Source organism: Halogeometricum sp. S3BR5-2 (genome assembly GCF_031624635.1).
Classification (GTDB): domain Archaea; phylum Halobacteriota; class Halobacteria; order Halobacteriales; family Haloferacaceae; genus Halogeometricum; species Halogeometricum luteum.
Map to the genome: position 1 here is coordinate 716,298 of NZ_JAMQOQ010000002.1, position 17,681 is coordinate 733,978.

General features: G+C 68.6%; 18 protein-coding genes. 8 read left to right on the top strand and 10 right to left on the bottom strand.

Translation table 11 applies throughout. The features are described from left to right. Positions 1-57: 57 nt before the first annotated feature. The 4 genes from NDI79_RS10200 to NDI79_RS10215 all read right to left on the bottom strand — a co-directional run bounded on the left by NDI79_RS10200 (position 58) and on the right by NDI79_RS10215 (position 4,022). Positions 58-1,611: a hypothetical protein gene (locus NDI79_RS10200; RefSeq protein ID WP_310928362.1), complete on the bottom strand. Its 1,554-nt coding sequence runs from the start codon at positions 1,609-1,611 to the stop codon at positions 58-60. Between the two features lie 96 nt (positions 1,612-1,707). Further along, positions 1,708-2,298, bottom strand: a complete 591-nt coding sequence (locus NDI79_RS10205; RefSeq protein ID WP_310928363.1) for a DUF2150 family protein — start codon at positions 2,296-2,298, stop codon at positions 1,708-1,710. 170 nt (positions 2,299-2,468) lie between these two features. Further along, positions 2,469-3,317, bottom strand: coding sequence for a TatD family hydrolase (locus NDI79_RS10210; RefSeq protein ID WP_310928364.1), 849 nt, complete (start codon positions 3,315-3,317; stop codon positions 2,469-2,471). 87 nt (positions 3,318-3,404) lie between these two features. Next, a complete protein-coding gene (locus NDI79_RS10215) occupies positions 3,405-4,022 on the bottom strand; it encodes an NYN domain-containing protein (protein WP_310928365.1) in 618 nt (205 codons plus the stop codon). Positions 4,023-4,213: 191 nt separating this feature from the next. Here NDI79_RS10215 and NDI79_RS10220 point away from each other — a divergent pair, with 191 nt between their 5' ends. Together NDI79_RS10220 and NDI79_RS10225 are read left to right on the top strand one after the other, a co-directional pair. Continuing rightward, on the top strand, positions 4,214-4,483 hold the full coding sequence (locus tag NDI79_RS10220; protein WP_425499593.1) for a DUF7999 family protein: 270 nt from the start codon (positions 4,214-4,216) through the stop codon (positions 4,481-4,483). A gap of 296 nt (positions 4,484-4,779) precedes the next feature. Continuing rightward, a complete protein-coding gene (locus NDI79_RS10225) occupies positions 4,780-5,562 on the top strand; it encodes a YhjD/YihY/BrkB family envelope integrity protein (RefSeq protein ID WP_310928366.1) in 783 nt (260 codons plus the stop codon). A 66-nt stretch (positions 5,563-5,628) separates the two neighbouring features. On the opposite strand, the gene tuf is transcribed toward NDI79_RS10225, so the two are convergent. Continuing rightward, positions 5,629-6,894 (bottom strand): translation elongation factor EF-1 subunit alpha, encoded by a 1,266-nt coding sequence (gene tuf, locus NDI79_RS10230; RefSeq protein WP_310928367.1) that lies wholly within the window; start codon positions 6,892-6,894, stop codon positions 5,629-5,631. Positions 6,895-7,333: 439 nt separating this feature from the next. Here tuf and NDI79_RS10235 point away from each other — a divergent pair, with 439 nt between their 5' ends. The 5 genes from NDI79_RS10235 to gcvPB all read left to right on the top strand — a co-directional run bounded on the left by NDI79_RS10235 (position 7,334) and on the right by gcvPB (position 12,953). Continuing rightward, a complete protein-coding gene (locus NDI79_RS10235; RefSeq protein WP_310928368.1) occupies positions 7,334-8,515 on the top strand; it encodes an ATP-binding protein in 1,182 nt (393 codons plus the stop codon). Between the two features lie 200 nt (positions 8,516-8,715). Next, positions 8,716-9,816 carry a glycine cleavage system aminomethyltransferase GcvT gene (gcvT, locus tag NDI79_RS10240; protein ID WP_310928369.1) on the top strand — a complete coding sequence of 367 codons (1,101 nt, stop codon included), beginning with the start codon at positions 8,716-8,718 and terminating at the stop codon, positions 9,814-9,816. A 2-nt stretch (positions 9,817-9,818) separates the two neighbouring features. Then, positions 9,819-10,199, top strand: coding sequence for a glycine cleavage system protein GcvH (gene gcvH, locus NDI79_RS10245; protein ID WP_310928370.1), 381 nt, complete (start codon positions 9,819-9,821; stop codon positions 10,197-10,199). Beyond that, on the top strand, positions 10,196-11,518 hold the full coding sequence (gcvPA, locus tag NDI79_RS10250) for an aminomethyl-transferring glycine dehydrogenase subunit GcvPA (RefSeq protein WP_310928371.1): 1,323 nt from the start codon (positions 10,196-10,198) through the stop codon (positions 11,516-11,518). The genes gcvH and gcvPA overlap by 4 nt, the downstream gene beginning before the upstream one ends. Before the next feature lie 4 nt (positions 11,519-11,522). Beyond that, the gene (gcvPB, locus tag NDI79_RS10255; RefSeq protein WP_310928372.1) at positions 11,523-12,953 is read left to right on the top strand and encodes an aminomethyl-transferring glycine dehydrogenase subunit GcvPB; all 1,431 of its coding nucleotides are present in this window, start codon (positions 11,523-11,525) and stop codon (positions 12,951-12,953) included. Between the two features lie 65 nt (positions 12,954-13,018). On the opposite strand, the gene NDI79_RS10260 is transcribed toward gcvPB, so the two are convergent. From NDI79_RS10260 to NDI79_RS10275, 4 genes are all read right to left on the bottom strand, one after another. Further along, positions 13,019-13,177, bottom strand: a complete 159-nt coding sequence (locus tag NDI79_RS10260; protein ID WP_310928373.1) for a DUF7838 family putative zinc beta-ribbon protein — start codon at positions 13,175-13,177, stop codon at positions 13,019-13,021. Between the two features lie 132 nt (positions 13,178-13,309). After that, positions 13,310-13,696 (bottom strand): ACT domain-containing protein, encoded by a 387-nt coding sequence (locus NDI79_RS10265; RefSeq protein WP_310928374.1) that lies wholly within the window; start codon positions 13,694-13,696, stop codon positions 13,310-13,312. A 59-nt stretch (positions 13,697-13,755) separates the two neighbouring features. Beyond that, positions 13,756-14,784 carry an LLM class flavin-dependent oxidoreductase gene (locus NDI79_RS10270; RefSeq protein ID WP_310928375.1) on the bottom strand — a complete coding sequence of 343 codons (1,029 nt, stop codon included), beginning with the start codon at positions 14,782-14,784 and terminating at the stop codon, positions 13,756-13,758. 96 nt (positions 14,785-14,880) lie between these two features. After that, entirely contained in the window at positions 14,881-16,308 is a 1,428-nt protein-coding gene (locus tag NDI79_RS10275) for an amidohydrolase (protein ID WP_310928376.1), read from the bottom strand. A gap of 102 nt (positions 16,309-16,410) precedes the next feature. Between NDI79_RS10275 and NDI79_RS10280 the strand changes: the two genes are divergently transcribed. After that, positions 16,411-16,674 (top strand): DUF7967 family protein, encoded by a 264-nt coding sequence (locus tag NDI79_RS10280; RefSeq protein ID WP_310928377.1) that lies wholly within the window; start codon positions 16,411-16,413, stop codon positions 16,672-16,674. Here the strand turns inward: NDI79_RS10280 and NDI79_RS10285 are convergent. After that, positions 16,671-17,681, bottom strand: a complete 1,011-nt coding sequence (locus NDI79_RS10285; protein ID WP_310928378.1) for a lysylphosphatidylglycerol synthase transmembrane domain-containing protein — start codon at positions 17,679-17,681, stop codon at positions 16,671-16,673. The two genes, NDI79_RS10280 and NDI79_RS10285, sit on opposite strands and share 4 nt — an antisense overlap.

Consider the following 17,681-nt stretch of genomic DNA (forward strand, 5'->3'; position numbering starts at 1 on the left):
TACGAGAAACTTTCTTACAAAATATCACATCGGATAGCTCCCGTCGGAACACGGTCCTTACCCAACCGTCCGCTCGTCCTCCTGCACGTTCCCGTCGGCGTCGACGGCGGTGACGCGGAACGTGTGCGGATTCGTCCCCCGTTCGACGTTGTTGAAGTTGACGTTGCGCGTCACGGAGTCGCCGTTGAGGTTGTAGCTCTTGCTCCGCAGCACCTGTCCGTCGCCGTCGACGAGTTCGAAGGTCATCCGTTCGAGGTCGTCGTCGCCGTCCGCGTCCTGCGCGGTGGCTTGGGCGCTCACGGTGAGCTTCGCGGAGTCGCTGTTGTCGTTGACCGGTCCGACCGTCAAGTCGATGGCGGACGTCTCCGACGGGCCGTCGTCGCTCCCGTCGTCCCCTCCGTTGACGGTCTGCACTGCGACATCGTACCGGAGGTCCTCGGGGTCCGAGGGGTCGAACGCCGAATCGGACAACGCGGGGACGGTCACGTTCACCGTATCGGAACCGCTCGCGTCGGGGGCTTCGTACACGTAGCGGTAGCGGCCGGCTTCCTCGACGGTTCCGTTGGGGACGGTCCCGCGGGCGGCGGCCGCCTCCACCTGCGACCCTACGGGGTTGTTGTATCGGTCGCGGACCTCGACGACGAACGACTCTTTCTGCCCCTCGTAGGGGAACTCTATTCCGTCGACGCTCGTCAGATACGCGGGTTCGGTGTCGCCCGCGTTCGCGCCGACGGCGACGTTCGAGAGCCGCAACTGATAGGTCGCGTTCCGCTCGAAAACGAGTTCGACGGCGTCCGGCCCGGCGTCGTTCACCGCGTGGACGTACCGCTCGTTCGATTCGTCGCCCGTCCCGTCGTACTGACCCGACTCCTCGAGGAGCGACCGCCACGCGTCGGCGTCCAAGCGCGTCGAGAGGAGGATGGAGACGTTGCCCGCCCGGGAGTCGTCCCGCGCGACGGTCACCGTCCGCGTGGACTGACTCACCGCCCGCGGGGATACCGAGAGCGTCCCCGTCCCGCCGCGGGAGAGGTCGCCCGACAGTGTCACGAGCGAGATTCGGCGTCCGGCGACGAGCGACTGGTCGGTGACGGCGATGGTGTCGTTCTCCCCGAACCGGTTGTAGAGCACGCCGTTCTCGTAGACGGTCGTCGGGGCGTTCCGGTACCGGGCGTACGACGGACTGTACGAGAGCGCCTTCGTCGCGTACGCGTGCGCGTCACCGTTCCAGAAATCGTCCGTCTCCGGGAAGTCGGCGTCCCGCGTCCGCGGGTCGTCGGCCTTCGCGTTCCGAATCGTGACGTTCCCGAGCGGCGACGTCGAGAGCGTTCCGCCCGGCGGCGCCGGGTTGACGAACACCGTCCGCGCGGGGTACTGCGTGCCGAGTTCGACTGCCGTGGGCGCCGACGACCCGGTCGCCGCCGTCCGAAGGATTCCGTTGCGGACCTCCTGCATGTCGCTCACCGCGCGCTGGTTGTGCCGGAACTCCACCTCTTCGTTCTCCTGCGGGACCACCGTCGCCTGATACATCGACAGCGAGACGACGAGGAACCCGAGCAACAGCACCGCTCCGATCTGAACGGTGACCCCCCGGTCGTCCCCCCGAAAGTCCATACATCGGATTGTGTGACTGTCAGATAAAAGTATTCCTCCGAGGAGACCGACGAGAGGCGCGGGTGTGCGAGGCCCGGCGAGGGGCGTCCGTCTACCTCAGTCGTCTTCTTCTTCGACGACTTCGGGGTCGCTCATGGCGCTCTGGAGGCTATCGAGGCCGTTGAGCCACTCGGAGACGAGGCCGTACTCGATCTCTTCGGCGACGGACATGTCGAGTTCGTCGCCCTCGATGATGCGCGTGCCCGCCTGCACGAGGTAGCCGAGGGCGGCGTCCAGGTCCTCCTCCTGTTCGGCCTCGGCGGCCACCTGCACGTACTCTTCGAGGGGGGCCTCCTCGGCGGGGCCGGCGACGATGTACTCCTCGGCGGCGTAGAAGACGCAGACGAGACTCGTCTGGACGCCGTCGATGAGCATCACCTTCTCCTCGACGTCGTCGCCCTCGAACTCCGGTTCCGAGAGGACGATCTCGCGGACGCCCTCTATCTCCTCGAGGGCCTCGTCCTCCGAGAGCGTCCCCTCCTCGTAGGCGGAGACGATCTTCGCCACCGCGATGGCGGCGTCGTCCTGTAGGTTCAAGAGGAGTCGGGCGGAGTCCTCGTTCTCCGGGTCGAGTTCTTCCTCTTCGACGCGCGAAATCCAGTTCTGCCAACGCTCTCTCGTGTAGTAGGTCTCCTCGGCCTCGGTCATGTCTCATTCATCCCGGTGGGCGTTCAAATGCCTTTCCTATATCCGCGGGGGCCGTGGACCGGACGCCCGCGGCGAATACGGGCGGCGAGGCCGCCGAATCGGCCGTCTCCGCGCGTCACGGGACGCGAGAGCACTTCGGGACCGGGGACGGCGACCGACCGCCGCGACCGTCACCGCTCCAGCGTCCCCCGCGTGTCGATGTCGTACACGGCCCGCGGCGTCTCGACGTGCGCCGTCTCCACGGCGTCGTCCCATCCCTCCTCCAGCATCCACCGCACCCGCCGCGGCACCGTCTTCGGGCCGAGCACCGCGCCCGGCCGGTCGGCGTCGTCGACGAAGTCCGTCTCCATCAGGAACGGCTCTCCCCGCTCGGCCGCGGTTTCGAGCCGGTCTTTCTCGCTCATCACGCTCGGCGTCGGCCCCTCGAGTCGCCCCGCGGCGTAGTGTTTCACGACCTTTTCGGGCTCCATCCCCGCCTCGGCGGCCCAGTCGGCGACCTCCGAGAGGTCCTCCGTCGACTCGGTGTGCAGTTGGACGGCGCAGTCCAGTTCGGCGCCGAGGTCGAACGCGTGCCGCATCACGTCGTTCGACGCCTCCCAGACCTCGTCGTCCACGTCGTAGTGCGGCCGTCCCGACTTCAGACCCAGCGCGTCGCCCTCGCGGACGTACTCGGCCGCGAGGTCCAATCCCGAGCGCATCACGTCGCGGGCCTCGGCCGGCGAGAGGTCGCGTTCGTCGACGAGGCGGGAGACGAGACCGGGGTGGACGCCGAGGACGGGCCACGCGCGGCCCGGCAGTTCCGCCGTCGCCTCGTCGACGACCTCCAAGGTCTCCTCGAAGACGGGTCGGAAGTCCGCTCGCTCGCTGGCCTCGATGCCGAAGTGCCACGACGGGCGGTTCACGACGAGCAAGTGCGTGCCGCCGAGGCGCGCGAAGTCGCGGACGGCGTCGATACCCCGACCGTGCGTCGGATTCAAGTGCAGGTGGTCGTCGAGGACCGGCGTACCCAGGTCTTCCATACGTCGGGGTCGGACGGTTCGAGTAAAAGGTTGGTCGCCCCCGGTCCGTGACCGACCGGACCGAACGACCCCGACTGCCCTCCCCCGTTACCCGTCGTAGCCGACCATCGACGGCCCCTCCTCGTCGTCGCCGAGGGTGACGCTCTCCGTCGCGGCGTTCCGCAGGGCGTCCGACCGGCCGAACGCGCCGGGCGCGATGGCCACGGTGCGCAGGCCGTAGGCGTTGGCCGTCTCGACGGCGGGCTTGAAGTCCGTGTCGCGGGAGGCGACGGCGACGACGTCCGCGCGGCCCTCGACGGCGAAGCGCGTCAGGTCGACGGCGAGGCGGACGTCCACGTCGCCGCTGGTGACGACCACCTCGAACCCGCGCGCCTCGGCGGCCTGAATCAGTCCCGGCGTGGCGTGTTCGTCGAGGTAGAGGCGCGTGGCCGCGGGGCGGCCGAAGGCGGCGGCCGCCTCGCGCAGGTCGTCCAAGTCGACGTCGAACTCCTCGCGGAGGACGTTCGGGCCGTCCACGAACAGGGCGACGCGCGCGTCGCTCCCGGCGCGGACGCCGTCGTCGGTGCGGCCGTCGGCGTCGGCGTCGATGTCGGTATCGGTGTCGGTGCGGGCGGCGTCTGCTGCGTCGCCGGCGCCCCCGGCGTCCCCCCCTGTTGCGGCTTCGGCGGCGTCGTCGGCCGCGGAGTCCCGTCGCGAGCGGTCCATGCGCGTCCGTTTCGCCCGGACCCGAATAACCCCGCTGGTTCGCCGAGGAGGATTCGACGCTCGTCCGCCCGCCCCGCGACCGACGGGACGAACGGACGGCGTGCCGGGTTTTCTAGCCCCGTATGTACACCTTATACTCCTTATGGGCTAGATTTATCTATCTATTCCGCCCACAAGTGGATGAAGTAAGAATGAGTGTAGCAAAGACTGGTGAAACGTTCACCGTCGTCGGTGAGATGAACGCCCACGGCGCGTTGACCCTGCGGACCCACGAGACGAACGCGACCTACCACGTGGTCGAGTACGCCCACGAGGGACTCCGCGAGCGACTCGCCGGACTCCCGACGGGAGCGCCCGTCACGATGGAGTTGACGCGCGCCGGCGCCCGAGGTAACGGGTGGCGCGCGGACGGCGTGTATCTCCGAAACGACGCGGCCGAAGATGCGGCCGCAGGTGGGTGAGAACACGGAGGAACCGAACGAGCCGAATCCAACTACGAGTGGTCCCCGTCGTACCGCCACCGGGACGTCCGCCGACGTTCCACGTTAGTCTGTATCAACCGTCCCTCCCGATACGCTTCGAGGGAGCGTGCACATCCCGCCTGGTGCGTTCGCTCCCTCGTTTCCGTTCTGCGACCCCGTGAGCCGATTCGCTCTGACACGCCGCGACCCCGCGCCAGCGACGCGAAACCCGAAGCGGCTAGCCGGCGCCGACGACGGCCACACAGCGTTTTCAGTCCGCTCCCGTTAGGGCCGACGTGCCGCGACCCGACACCGCCGTCGAGACGGTGCGGACCGTCGTCGAGGCGTCCTACGAGCACCGGGTGCAGTACCCGGCGGCGGCGCTGGCGTACTACGCGTTCGCCTCGCTGCTCCCGGTGTTGGTGCTGCTGCTGGTGGTCGTCGGGAGACCGGTCGTCGAACCGGTCCGCGAGGCGACGGCGCAGTTTCTCACCCCCGGGGCCCAGCGGTTGGTGTCGCGGGCGCTGTCGAACTCCGCCGGGAAAGCGGGCGCGACGCTGTTCGCCGTCGTCGTCCTCGTCTGGAGTGCGGCGAACGTCACCGCCGGCTTCGAGACGGTGGTCGCCCGCGTCGAGGACTCCGCGCACGAGTCGCCGAGCGGCCGACTCGGCGACGCGGTCACCATCCTCGTTTCGGTCGGTCTGAGCGTCGGGTCGGTCGTCGCCGCGAGCGCGCTCTTCGTCCTGTTGCCCAGCGTCGTGCCCGCGGCGGCCGGCCTCGGCTCCCTCTTCGTCGCGCTCTCCGTCGTCCTCCTCCCCCTGTACTACGTTCCGACGAGCGAACTCCCCTCGCCGACGGCGGCGCTCCCCGGCGCCGTCACCGCCGCTCTCGGGTGGACGACCCTGCTCGCCGCCGTCCGGTTCTACATCGCGAACGCGGCCGCGTACGCGGTCTTCGGCGTGCTCAGCGTCGTCCTACTCGTGCTCTCGAGCCTCTACCTCGCCGCCGTCGTGCTCATGCTCGGCTTCGTCGTGAACGCGACGCTCTCGACGGCGACGACCGCCGCGGGGTCGGCGTGACTGTGGCCCTGGCGCACGCCGCGGACGCGTCGCTCGCGGACCGCGGCGTCGAAAAAAAGGAGTCCGTCACCGCCCGTGGACTTCGAGCACCTTGCCGGCCGCGATGGTCTGACCCATGTCGCGGATGGCGAACGAACCGAGTTCCGGAATCTCCGAGGAGGGTTCCAGCACCAGCGGTTTCTGCGGGCGCAGGGTGACGACGGCGGCGTCGCCGGCCTTGATGAAGTCGGGGTTCTCCTCGGCGACCTCGCCGGATTTCGGGTCGAGTTTCTTGTCGATGGACTCGAACGTGCAGGCCACCTGCGCGGTGTGCGCGTGGATGACGGGCGTGTACCCCGCGGTGATGACCGACGGATGCTGCATCACGACGATTTGGGCCTGGAACGTCTCGGCGACCGAGGGCGGCGCGTCGGCGGGACCCGCCACGTCGCCGCGGCGGATGTCGTCCTTGCCGACGCCGCGGACGTTGAACCCGATGTTGTCGCCGGGGCCGGCGCTGTCGACCTCCTCGTGGTGCATCTCGATGGTCTTCACCTCGCCGGAGACGTCCGAAGGCTGGAAGGAAACGTTGTCCCCGACGTTGAGCGTTCCCGTCTCGACGCGGCCGACGGGGACGGTCCCGATGCCCGAGATGGTGTAGACGTCCTGAATCGGGATGCGCAGGGGGGCGTCCGTCGGCGGCGACGGCGCCGGGAGGTTGTCGAGGGCCTCGAGCACCGTGGGGCCGTCGAACCAGTCCATGTTCCCCGAGCGCTCGGCGATGTTGTCGCCCTCGAACGCCGAGATGGGGATGAAGCGGGCGTCGTCCGTGTCGAAGCGCACTTGCTTCAGCAGGTCCTGTACCTCGGATTTGATCTCCTTGTAGGAGTCCTCGCCGTAGCCGACGGTGTCCATCTTGTTGATGGCGATGATGAGCGTCTCGATGCCCAGCGTGCGGGCCAGGAAGACGTGCTCGCGGGTCTGGGGTGCGACGCCGTCGTCGGCGGCGACGACGAGGATGGCGTGGTCGGCCTGCGAAGCACCCGTGATCATGTTCTTCACGAAGTCGCGGTGACCGGGCGTGTCCACGATGGTGAAGTAGTACTTGTCCGTGTCGAAGCGCTGGTGGGCGATGTCGATGGTCACCCCGCGCTCTCGCTCCTCGGCGAGGTTGTCCATGACGTAGGCGAACTCGAACCCCGATTTACCCTTCTCTGCGGCCTCCTCGCGGTGCTGTTCGATGATGTGCTCGGGGACGCTCCCCGTCTCGAACAGGAGTCGGCCGACGAGGGTCGATTTCCCGTGGTCGACGTGTCCGATGATGGCCAGATTCTGGTGTGGCTTGTCGCTCATGATTGGAACGCGCCGGCGGCCGCGCCCGCGGGGCGGACGGGCCAGCGACGCTCAGCCGTCTAGATGGATACGAAAGGACAAAACCGTTTCTCGGGTCGAGAACCCCCGAAAGAGAGATTTTCAGCGGATCAGATGCTTCGCATCAGACGGTCCATGTCGGCGAAGGTGGCCGTTCGGCGGTCGCGGTCGTCGGCCCGGGCGGCTCGGTTGGGAGAATTTGCTACTATCATAGTAACTTATTCGGCCGCCGCCGGTATAAACCTAGTTCAGGGGACGTGATTTGTCGATACTATTTACTGTGTCCTACGATGATAACTATCTAGTACTTCACAGATACTATAATAAAGGAGAAATCAAATACTACTGTAATGACGGTCGCGAGTGACCTTCGGACGGCGGACGTGGGGGGCCGTCGGAGGGGCACGGAGAACGGTCACGCATGAGACACGACACACGCGGGGAGGAGGCGACGGGGGGCGGGCCGCGGTTACTCGTCGGACTGGGCTGTCTGTTCGTCCTCACTATCGTCGGCGAGTGGGCGCTGATGGAGGTGCTCCGACCGATGGAGCATCTGACGACCGAGTACGCCTTGGCGCTCCTGCTCAACGGGGTCCCGGCGCTCGGAATCAGCTACGGCGGCTACTGGCTCGCGCGGAGCGACGTCGAACCCGACCAGTACCGGCGCGTCGTCCGGTGGTGCGTCGGCGGACTCGTCGCCTTCCTCTCGCTCAACCTCGTGATGATCGCCGTCTGGCCGGCGGAGGGGCTCAGAGCCAACCTCGGGTGGGCCCGCGGAACGGCCATCTTCGGGGCGGTGGGGGGACTCCTCGTCGGCGGTATCGAGGCGCGGACGGTCCGACGTGCCCGCGCCGCCGAACGCGAAATCGCGCACACCGAGTACGTCGAATCCCAGCGCCGGTGGCTCGGCTACCTCAACAGCCTCCTCCGCCACGAGGTGTTGAACACCGCCAACGTCATCGAGGGCTACAGCGAACTGCTCATCGACGAGGGCCCCGACGGACTCGCCGCGGACCGACTCGAAATCATCCGCCGGCAGAGTCGCAACCTCACCGAGGTCATCGACGACGTGCGGGTGCTGTTGGAAGCCACCGAGGAACCCGAGGAACTCGAAGTTCAGAACCTCTCTACGGTGCTTGCCGACCGAGTCGCCGAACTGCGGGCGCGGAATCCGGAGGCGGACGTCCGGACGGCCGTCTCCGACGACGTGTTCGTGCGGGCCGACAGCCTCCTTCCGCGCGTGTTCTCGAACCTTCTGCACAACGCCGTCGACCACCACGACGGCGACAGCCCCGTCGTCTCCGTATCGGTCGAGACGACGGACGAGACGGCCGTCGTGTCGATAGCGGACGACGGGCCGGGCGTACCCGAAGCCAAACGCGACTCGATATTCGAGGGGGACGTCCGGTCGAGCAACCACGGCCTCGGGCTCTACTTGGTCCGGACGCTGGCCGAACGGTACGACGGAGCGGTCGAACTCCGCGAGACGGGACCGAACGGGAGCGTCTTCGCCGTCGAACTTCCCCGCGTCGGGCGGTCGACGGGTGGCTTCGACCCGGTCGACGCCGTCGTTCCGGCGGCTATCGCCGGTCGAACCGGGTGACGGGAGCGAAGGGCGGACGACCGAGCACCGACCGGCGCTCCGAAGCGCCTGTTAGTCGTCGCGTCGGAGTTACACGGTTCGAACGGCGCCACGGAGGCGGTTTGCTATCGCACCATGGGATTTATCGTGTCGCTCGCTCGCGATGCGGAATCCCGAACCGACATACCAAAGCATTACTTCGCCCGAACCAACTCGGAGATATGGCCCTTCGCAAACCGCCGTTGCGCGAGGCTCACGCGGCCCGTGACGCCAAGTTCACGGAGTTCGGTGGGTGGGACATGCCGGTCGAGTTCGACTCGATTCGGACAGAGCACGCGGCCGTCCGCGAATCGGTCGGCATCTTCGACGTCTCGCACATGGGCGAGGTGGAGGTGTCCGGACCGGACGCGGCGACGCTGATGCAGCGACTCACCACGAACGACGTGACGCGCCTCGCTCCCGGCGACTCGCAGTACGCGATGATAACGAACGAGGAGGGAACGATTCTGGACGACACCGTCGTCTATCGCCTCCCCGACGAGGAGACGGAGCGCTACCTGTTCGTCCCGAACGCCGGTCACGACGCCGAGATGCACGACCGCTGGACCGCCCACCGCGAGGAGTGGGGGCTGGACGCGCGCGTGGACGACGTCACCGAGGAGTGGGCGATGTTCGCTGTGCAGGGTCCAGACGCCGCGGACGCCGTCGCCGCCGCGGCCGACGGCGTCTCCGACCTCTCGAAGTTCGAGGCCCGCTACGCCGACGTCGTCGGCGCCCGGTCGTGGGTCGCTCGCACCGGTTACACCGGCGAGGACGGCTTCGAGATACTCTGTCCGTGGGACGAGGCTGAGACGGTGTGGAACGCGTTCGTCGACGACCACGACTGCACGCCCTGTGGCCTCGGCGCGCGCGACACCCTCCGAATCGAGATGGGATTCCTGCTCTCCGGGCAGGACTTCGACCCCGAGACGGAGCCTCGAAACCCCTACGAGGCCGGCGTCGGCTTCGCGGTGAAACTCGATACCGAGTTCGTCGGCCGCGACGCCCTCGAAGCCGTCTACGAGGAGGGCGTCGACGAGAAGTTCGTCGGGCTGAAACTGCTCGACCGCGGCGTCGCCCGGCACGGTTACGACGTCGTCGACGACGACGGACACGTCGTCGGCCACGTCACCAGCGGAACGATGAGCCCCACCCTGAACGAACCGATAGCGCTCGGCTACGTCCCCGTCGAGCACGCCGACCCCGGCACGCGCCTGCGCGTCGCCGTCCGAGAGCAGGAGAAGCGCGCGAAGGTAGTCAGCACGCCCTTCCTGGAGGATTAACAATGTTCGATGTACCCGAAGACCGAAAGTACCTGGAATCGCACGAGTACGCAACCACCGACGGCGAGACGGCCACCGTCGGCATCTCCGACTTCGCGCAGGACGAACTGGGCGACGTCGTCTTCGTCGAACTCCCCGCGGAGGGCGACGAGGTGACGAAAGGCGAGGAGTTCGGCGTCGTCGAGTCCATCAAGGCCGTCTCCGACCTCTACGCGCCCGTCTCGGGCACGGTGGTCGACGTGAACGAGGAACTGTTCGACCGCCCCGAACTCGTCAACGAGGACCCCTACGGCGAGGGGTGGATGCTCGAAGTCGAGGTGTCGGACCCCGACGAGTTCGACGGACTGCTCTCGCCCGAGGAGTACCGCGGCCAGACCGAATGACGCGCGGAAGCCCCTACGCACCCCACACCGACGCGGAGACGGCGGCGATGCTCGACGCCGTCGGCGTCGACGACGAGGAGTCGCTGTTCGACATCCCCGAGGAGGTGCGATTCGACGGCGAGTTCGACATCGACGCTCGCGGAGAACGGGAACTGCGGGCGGAACTGTCGAGGACGTTCGCGAAGAATCGGGACCTCACAGAGTTCCTCGGCCGCGGCCACCACGGGCACTACGTGCCGGCCCTCGTCGACGACATCTCGCGCCGCTCGGAGTTTCTCACCTCCTACACGCAGTACCAACCGGAGATAACGCAGGGGTTCCTGCAGGCCCTGTTCGAGTACCAGTCGTTGCTGGTCGAACTCACCGGCCTCCCGGTGGCCAACTGCTCGATGTACGACGCCGCGACGGCGCTGGCGGAGGCGGCGCGCCTCTCGAACCGGGTCCGCCGCGTCTCCGGCGACCGCATCTTGGTCCCGGAGACGCTCCACGCCGGCAAGCGGAGCGTCCTCGACAACTACGTCGCCGGGACGGACCTCGCCGTCGAGACGTACCCGATGGACGACGGCAACGTCGACGTGGACGCTCTCGGGGACGCGGTCGGCGAAGACGCCTCGATGGTGTACGCCGAGAACCCGACGGTCCGCGGCGCAATCGAGGAACGACTCTCTGAGATAGGAGAGCTAGCCGACGAGGCCGACGCGCTGTTCTGTCTCGGAACCGACATCGTGGCGCTCGGACTCCTCGAGGAACCCGCGAGCGTCGGCGCCGACGTCGTCGTCGGCGAGGCGGACGCCCTCGGGATGCCCACCTCGTACGGGATGGGCCTCGGACTGTTCGCCACCCGCGAGTCGTTCCTCCGGCAGGTGCCGGGGCGACTCGTCGGCGCGAGCGAGGACGCCGGCGGCAAGCGCGCCTACACGTTGACGCTGCAGACGCGGGAGCAGCACATCCGCAAGGAGCGCGCCACCTCGAACATCTGCACGAACCAGGCGTGGGTCGCCCTCCGGACGGCGATGCACGTCGCGTACCTCGGCCCCGACGGACTCGTCGAGTTGGCGAAGCGCTGCGTCACCGACGCCGAGTCGCTCGCGGCGGAGTTGAGCGACCTGAAGGGCGTCAAAGCCCCCGTCCACGACCGACACCACTTCCGCGAGTTCGTCGCGCACACCGACCAACCCGCCGAGGCCATCGCCGCCGACCTGGAGAGGGAGGGCTTCGCCGTCCACGTCGTCGGAGAACACGAACTACAGGTGTGCGTCACCGAGTCGACCGCCGCGAAGACCGACGAGTTGGTCGCCGCGTTCGAGGAGGTGCTCTGAACCCATGGATTACGACCAAGCGCGCTACTCGCGCGACGACCAGTACGAACCGCTGCTCGCAGAGAAGAACGCCGCGCGCGTCGAGATAGACGAAGAGGACTCGCCGCTGCCGGCCGAGTTGACGCGCGACTCGGTGGAACTGCCGGACCTCTCGGAACCCGAACTCGCCCGCCACTACACGCGCCTCTCGCAGATGAACTGGAGCGTCGAGAGCGGGCCGTACCCGCTCGGGTCCTGCACGATGAAGTACAACCCCTCGTTCACCGAGGACGTCGCCGCCGACCCGAACGCGGCGGTCCACCCCGACCGCTCCGCCCGGAGCGTGCAGGGGTCGCTCGAACTCCTCTGCGACCTGCAGGACTACCTCGCGCGCATCGGCGGGATGGACGCCGTGACGCTGCAACCGCCCGCCGGCGCCGCCGGCGAGTTCGCGGGCATCCTCGTGGCGAAGGCGTACCACGAGGCCAACGGCAACGACCGAAACGAAGTCGTCGTCCCCGCCTCCGCGCACGGGACGAACTTCGCGTCGGCTGCGATGGCGGGGTACGACGTGGTGGAACTCCCGAGCGACGAGGACGGCCGCGTCGACGTGGACGCCCTCGACGCCGCCCTCTCGGACGACACGGCGGCGCTGATGCTCACGAATCCGAACACCGTGGGCCTGTTCGAACGCGACATCGTCGACATCGCGGAGATGGTCCACGACGTGGGCGGTCTGCTCTACTACGACGGGGCGAACCTCAACGCCCTGCTCGGACGCGGTCGTCCGGGCGATATGGGCTTCGACATCATGCACTACAACGTGCACAAGACGTTCGCCACGCCCCACGGCGGCGGCGGTCCGGGCGCCGGCCCCGTCGGCGTCGTCGAGGAACTCGCCCCCTACCTCCCGAGTCCGCGGGTCCGCGAGAAGGGCGGCAACTACGAACTGTTCGACCCCGAGGAGTCGATCGGCAAAGTCCACGGCTACCAGGGCAACTGGCTCGTCCTCGTGAAGGCGTACGCCTACATCGCCCGCCTCGGCGACGAGGGACTGACGGACGCCTCCGCGAAGGCCGTGCTGAACGCGAACTACCTCGCCTCGCAGATAGACTACGAGGTGCCGTACGACCCGTTCCACCACGAGTTCGCCGCCACCGCCGGCGACAGGGACGCCGCCGACGTGGCCAAGCGGATGCTCGACTACGGCGTCCACCCGCCGACGACGAAGTGGCCCGAGTTCGTCCCCGAGGCGATGCTCACGGAACCGACGGAGGTGGAGAACCGCGACTCGCTGGACGACTTGGCGCGCGCGTTCGACGCCGCGATGGCCGACTCCGACGAGGAGTTGGAGAACGCGCCCTCGAAGACGACGGCGCGGCGCATCGACCAGGTGACCGCCGCGCGCGAACCGCGCCTGTCGTGGCGGGCGCTGGACGACGAGAGCGAGGAGTAGCGGCCGCGCGAGCGCTCTTTTTGGCCGCCGCTCGAACGAAGCGCGAAGAGAGAGAACAGCCGAGCCTACGCCGTGCTGATGTCGCCGTCTATCTGGATGAAACCGAACCCGCAGTCGCTACAGCGCCACTTCGTCTTCTTCCCGAGGTGAATCTCCATGTACGCCGTCTTCCAGAACTCGTTGCTGTCGCACTCGGGGCAGTCGCGTTCCATCTCCAGGCTCATACTCGCTGTTCTGCGTGGGGTACAGTTGAAGATACTGGTTCGGACGACGCCGAGCGAACCGCTCGACGAGGATAATATATGCTATGACGCGATACGCAATCTCGCTTCGGAGCGGACGGGTCGAGCACGTGTCTACGGCCGCCGAACCGCGCAACCGAGGTCCGAGAGCGCCGCGAGCGCGGACTCGGCGTCCGCCCGTCGGACGAGCACGTGGTCGGTGGAGTACGCCGAGAGCGCGAAGACGGGGATATCCTCCTCGGCCAGCGTCGAAGCCACCCGCGCGAGAAAGCCCACCAACTCGAACGGCAGGGTGGCGTCGAACGTGAGCAGCGCCCACCCGGGTTCGGCCGCCAGCGTCTCCACTTCGTCCAGTCGCTCCTCCCGAAGCACCTGCGTCACCTCCCGCCCGTCGTCGACGGTGGCGAAGGCCCCCGAAACCGGGCGTTCGGTCGCGACGACGGCGTAGTCGTCCGGCGCGAGTTCGACGGCGCTGTCGGCCAGAATCGCTTCGGGGTTCATGTTTTCCGTGGGACGGTCGCCGAGAAGTAGGTACCGAGTGCCGCGACGGCGCGCCGCCTCTACCGGCCGTCGAGTCCGACGGCCTCCGCCAACAGTTCGTGGGATTCCAGCGCGTGGTCGTGCTCCGCGACCACCTGCTGTATCATCATCTCGTCAGCGCCGACGCGTTCCGCGAGTTGGTCAAGGAGGCCGGACAGCATCTCGGGGCTCCCCGAGATGGCGCGGGGCCACTCGTCCCCGCCCAGCGTCTCGGGGGTGGGGTCGGGGACGCCGCCGAGTTCCTCGATTGACTCCTCGACGGAGGGTCTGGTGCCCACCTCGCCGCGCCGCATCCGCTTGTACGACGCCTCGGCCACCGCGCGGCGCCGCGCCGCCTCCTCGTCGGTCTCCGCGCAGACGGCGTTCAGCGCGACCATCACGTGCGGTTCGTCGAGGCCGCCGGCCGACTCCGAGGCTTCGAACTGCTCGCGGTACTCCGCGACGGCGTGGGCGGCGAACTGCGGGCGGATGAACGCCGCGAAGCAGTAGGGAAGGCCGAGTTCGCCCGCGATGGCCGCGCTGGAGGGACTCGACCCGAGCGCCCACGGCGCCGGCGTCTCGGCCCCCGAGCGCGGAATCTCCAGGTCGGCGTAGGCGTGCGTCTCGGGGTACTCGTCGTAGAGGTGGCTGACCACCGCCTCTATCTTCTCGCGGTGGTCGCCGTCGGGGTCCTCGACGTGCCGTTCGGTGCCGAGGGCGCTGTCGGCGGCCGGCGACCCGTTCGCCCGCCCCAGTCCGGCGTCGATGCGGCCGGGGGCGAGGCCGTCCAGCGAGCCGAACGCCTCGGCGACCTTGAACGGGCTGTAGTGGTTCAGGAGGACGGCGCCGGTGCCGAGGCGAATCGAGTTGGTCGCGCCGGCGAGTCGGCCGAGGAGCACCTCGGGCGTCGTCCCGGCGAGCGTGCCCGCCATCCCGTGGTGCTCGGCCACCCAGAACCGCGAGTAGCCCAGTTCTTCGGCCCGCTTGGCCGTCTCGACGGTGTTCGCGTAGGCGTCGGCGGCGGTACCGCCTTCGGGGACCGGAGAGAGGTCGACGAGAGAGAGGTCCATATTCGGGGTCGGAGACTGCGACCCAAAACGGTTCGGCTACCAGCAGTCCATCGGTTTCGGGCGGTTTCCGGCGGGGCGAACACCGCGACGCGCCGCTCAGCGACTCACGAGTTCGTACGGGTCGGCGCCCTCGGGAAGCGGGCTCTCGTACTCGTGACCCGCCGAGCGCTCCTCGAACTCCGCGCGGGCCGCCGCGCGCAACGCGTCGTCTTCGAGCAGGTCCGCGAGCGTCGACGCGATGGTCTTCGCGGCGAACGCCATGCCGACGGTGCCGAGGTCCTTCCCGGCCGCGACGGCCTGCCAGGAGTGGGCGGGCGTGCCGACGACCCACGTCGCCGCGGTGAACCGACCGAGCGGGACGTTCCACGACACGTCGCCCGAGTCCGTCGAATAAGAGCCGACCTGCCCCTCGTCGGGGGCGTCGACGGGCGTCGAGAACATCGACGACTCGCGGGCGGCCTCGCGCTCGGACTCCGGGAGTTGTCGAAGGGCGCCCTCCGCGTCGCCGAGCGTCTCGCGGAGTTCGGCGGCGAAGGCCGCCTGCTCGTCGTCCAACTGGAAGTCGACGAGGTCCATGTTCTCGCGGATGGCGTCGGCGATGGGGTGGTTCGGGAGGACGCCGTACATCCCCGCCGTCTTCGTCGCGTCGAGGTCCGTCCGGGTCATCGTCGCCGCCGCGCCGGCGATGTCGCGCACCCACTCGGAGATGCGTTCGACCTCCTCGCGTTCGGGCGCGCGGACGATGTACTCGACGCTGGCCTCGCCGGGGACGACGTTGGCCGCCGACCCGCCGTTGCGGACGACGTAGTGGATTCGCGCGGCGTCGGGGACGTGCTCGCGCATGTACTCGACGCCGGTGTTCATCAGTTGGACCGCGTCGAGCGCCGACCGTCCGGACTCGGGCGCGGCCGCCGCGTGCGACGTCTCCCCGCGGAAGGTGAAGTCGAAGCCGTCGTTGGCGAGACAGGAGCCCTTGCCCGGCGCGTTGTACCAGCCGGGGTGCCAGGAGACGATGGCGTCGACGTCGTCGAACGCGCCGTCGCGGACCATGTACACCTTGCCGCCGCCGGCCTCCTCGGCGGGCGTGCCGAAGAAGACGACCGACCCCGAGAGGTCGCCGCGCTCGATGGCGCGCTTGACCGCGAGGGCGCCGCCGAGGCTGCCGACGCCGAAGAGATTGTGCCCGCAGCCGTGACCCGGCGCGCCCGGTTCGATAGGGTCGCGCTCGGCCGCCGCGCGCTGGCTCATCCCCGGCAGGGCGTCGTACTCGCCCATCGTGCCGACGACGGGACCCTCTTCCCCATATCGCGCCACGAACGCCGTGTCGATGCCGCCGGCGCCCGTCTCCACCTCGAAGCCCTCCTCCCGGAGGACGGACTGAATCCGTTCGCTCGACTCGGACTCCCGGAGCGCCACCTCCGGGTGCTCCCAGATGTCGCGGGCGAGCGCCCGCAACCGCTCGCCCTCGGCGTCGATATCCTCGAACAGCCTCCGCTTCACCGCTCCGACGTCGCTGGTTGCCATGAGTCACCACACCATGGACGGGAGGTAAAGAGTTCGCCCACCGGCAGTCGGCGGGCCGCGGTCGGCGCAGGGTAGAAACCGCTCGCTCGCGAACTGTCGGGTATGGCAGACACCGTCCGCTGTTGGTTCGTCGAACGGGACTACAACGACCGCGACCTGATCATCCTCACGTACGCGACGCCGGAGGGCGACCGAGTGTACCGCCGGGAACTCGCGGCGCAGGTGGTCGACTCCTCGACGGCCACCGCCGCCCGCGACGTGGACCCCGACAACCTCGAATCGGTCGACGACCCCGAGACGCGCGAGCGCTACGCCGCGGAGGCCGAGCGAGTGGCGAGCGAGCACGACCCCGACGACGAGATCTAGCTTCGATAAGTGAGCCACAGCGTCGCGCCGCCGCCCACCGGAATCACGAACCAGAAACTGGCGACGCGGTAGAGGAGCGCGATTGCGGCGGCCGTCGGCGTCGGCACGCCGGCAAGCGTCACGAGGAGTCCCGTCACGGCCGCCTCGACGCCGCCGAGGCCGCCGGGAGTGGGGACGAGACTCGCCATCGAACTCGCGGGGACGATGAACGCGACCAGTTGGAGCGGCAGGGCGACGCCCATCGCCCGCCCGGCCAGCCACAGGGGGAGGGCGAAGAACACCCATCCGACGTAGGCGAACGCGACGGTTTCGAGCACCCACGAGCGTCGCTCTCCCAGGTCGCCGATGAGCGAGAAGAACCGCGTCACCCGCTCTTCGACGCTCCCGGCGTCGACGAACTCCACCCGCGCGGCGAGGGGGTCCAGCACGCGGGTTATCAGCCGGGTCGCCCGGCCGCGGACCCGCCAGACGAGGTAGGCGAGCAGGGGAACGCACACGGCGACGGCGCCCAGCGCGTACACCAGGGGGCGCACGTTCGTCGGAACGCTGCCGGTGACGCCGAGCACCACGACGCCCGCGCCCGCGAACGTGAAGAAGGGAAGGAGGTTCAGCGAGTCGGTGGTGACGACGCTGGCCAGCGACTCCTCGTAACTCACCTCGTGGTCCGCCGACAGCACCGCGGCGACGAACGGGCCGCCGCCGGCCTTGCCGAACGGCGTCACGTAGTCCGCGAACGTCGCGGCGTAGTACGTCGGGACGAGGTCGCGGTACGGAACCTCCACCGAGAGCGACGAGAGCACCACGTCCCAGCCCTTCGTCCAGACGGTGAGCGCGACGAGCGAACTCCCGCAGGCGAGGGCGACGGGGACGGGGTCCGCCTTCGACAGCGCCGAGAGGATGGAGTCCCAGCCGAGCACCCGACCGAAGAGGTACAACAGGACCGCCGCGACGCCGAACCCGGCGAGCGACTTCAGCGCCGTGCGGCGGTCGAACGTCGACTCGCTCAT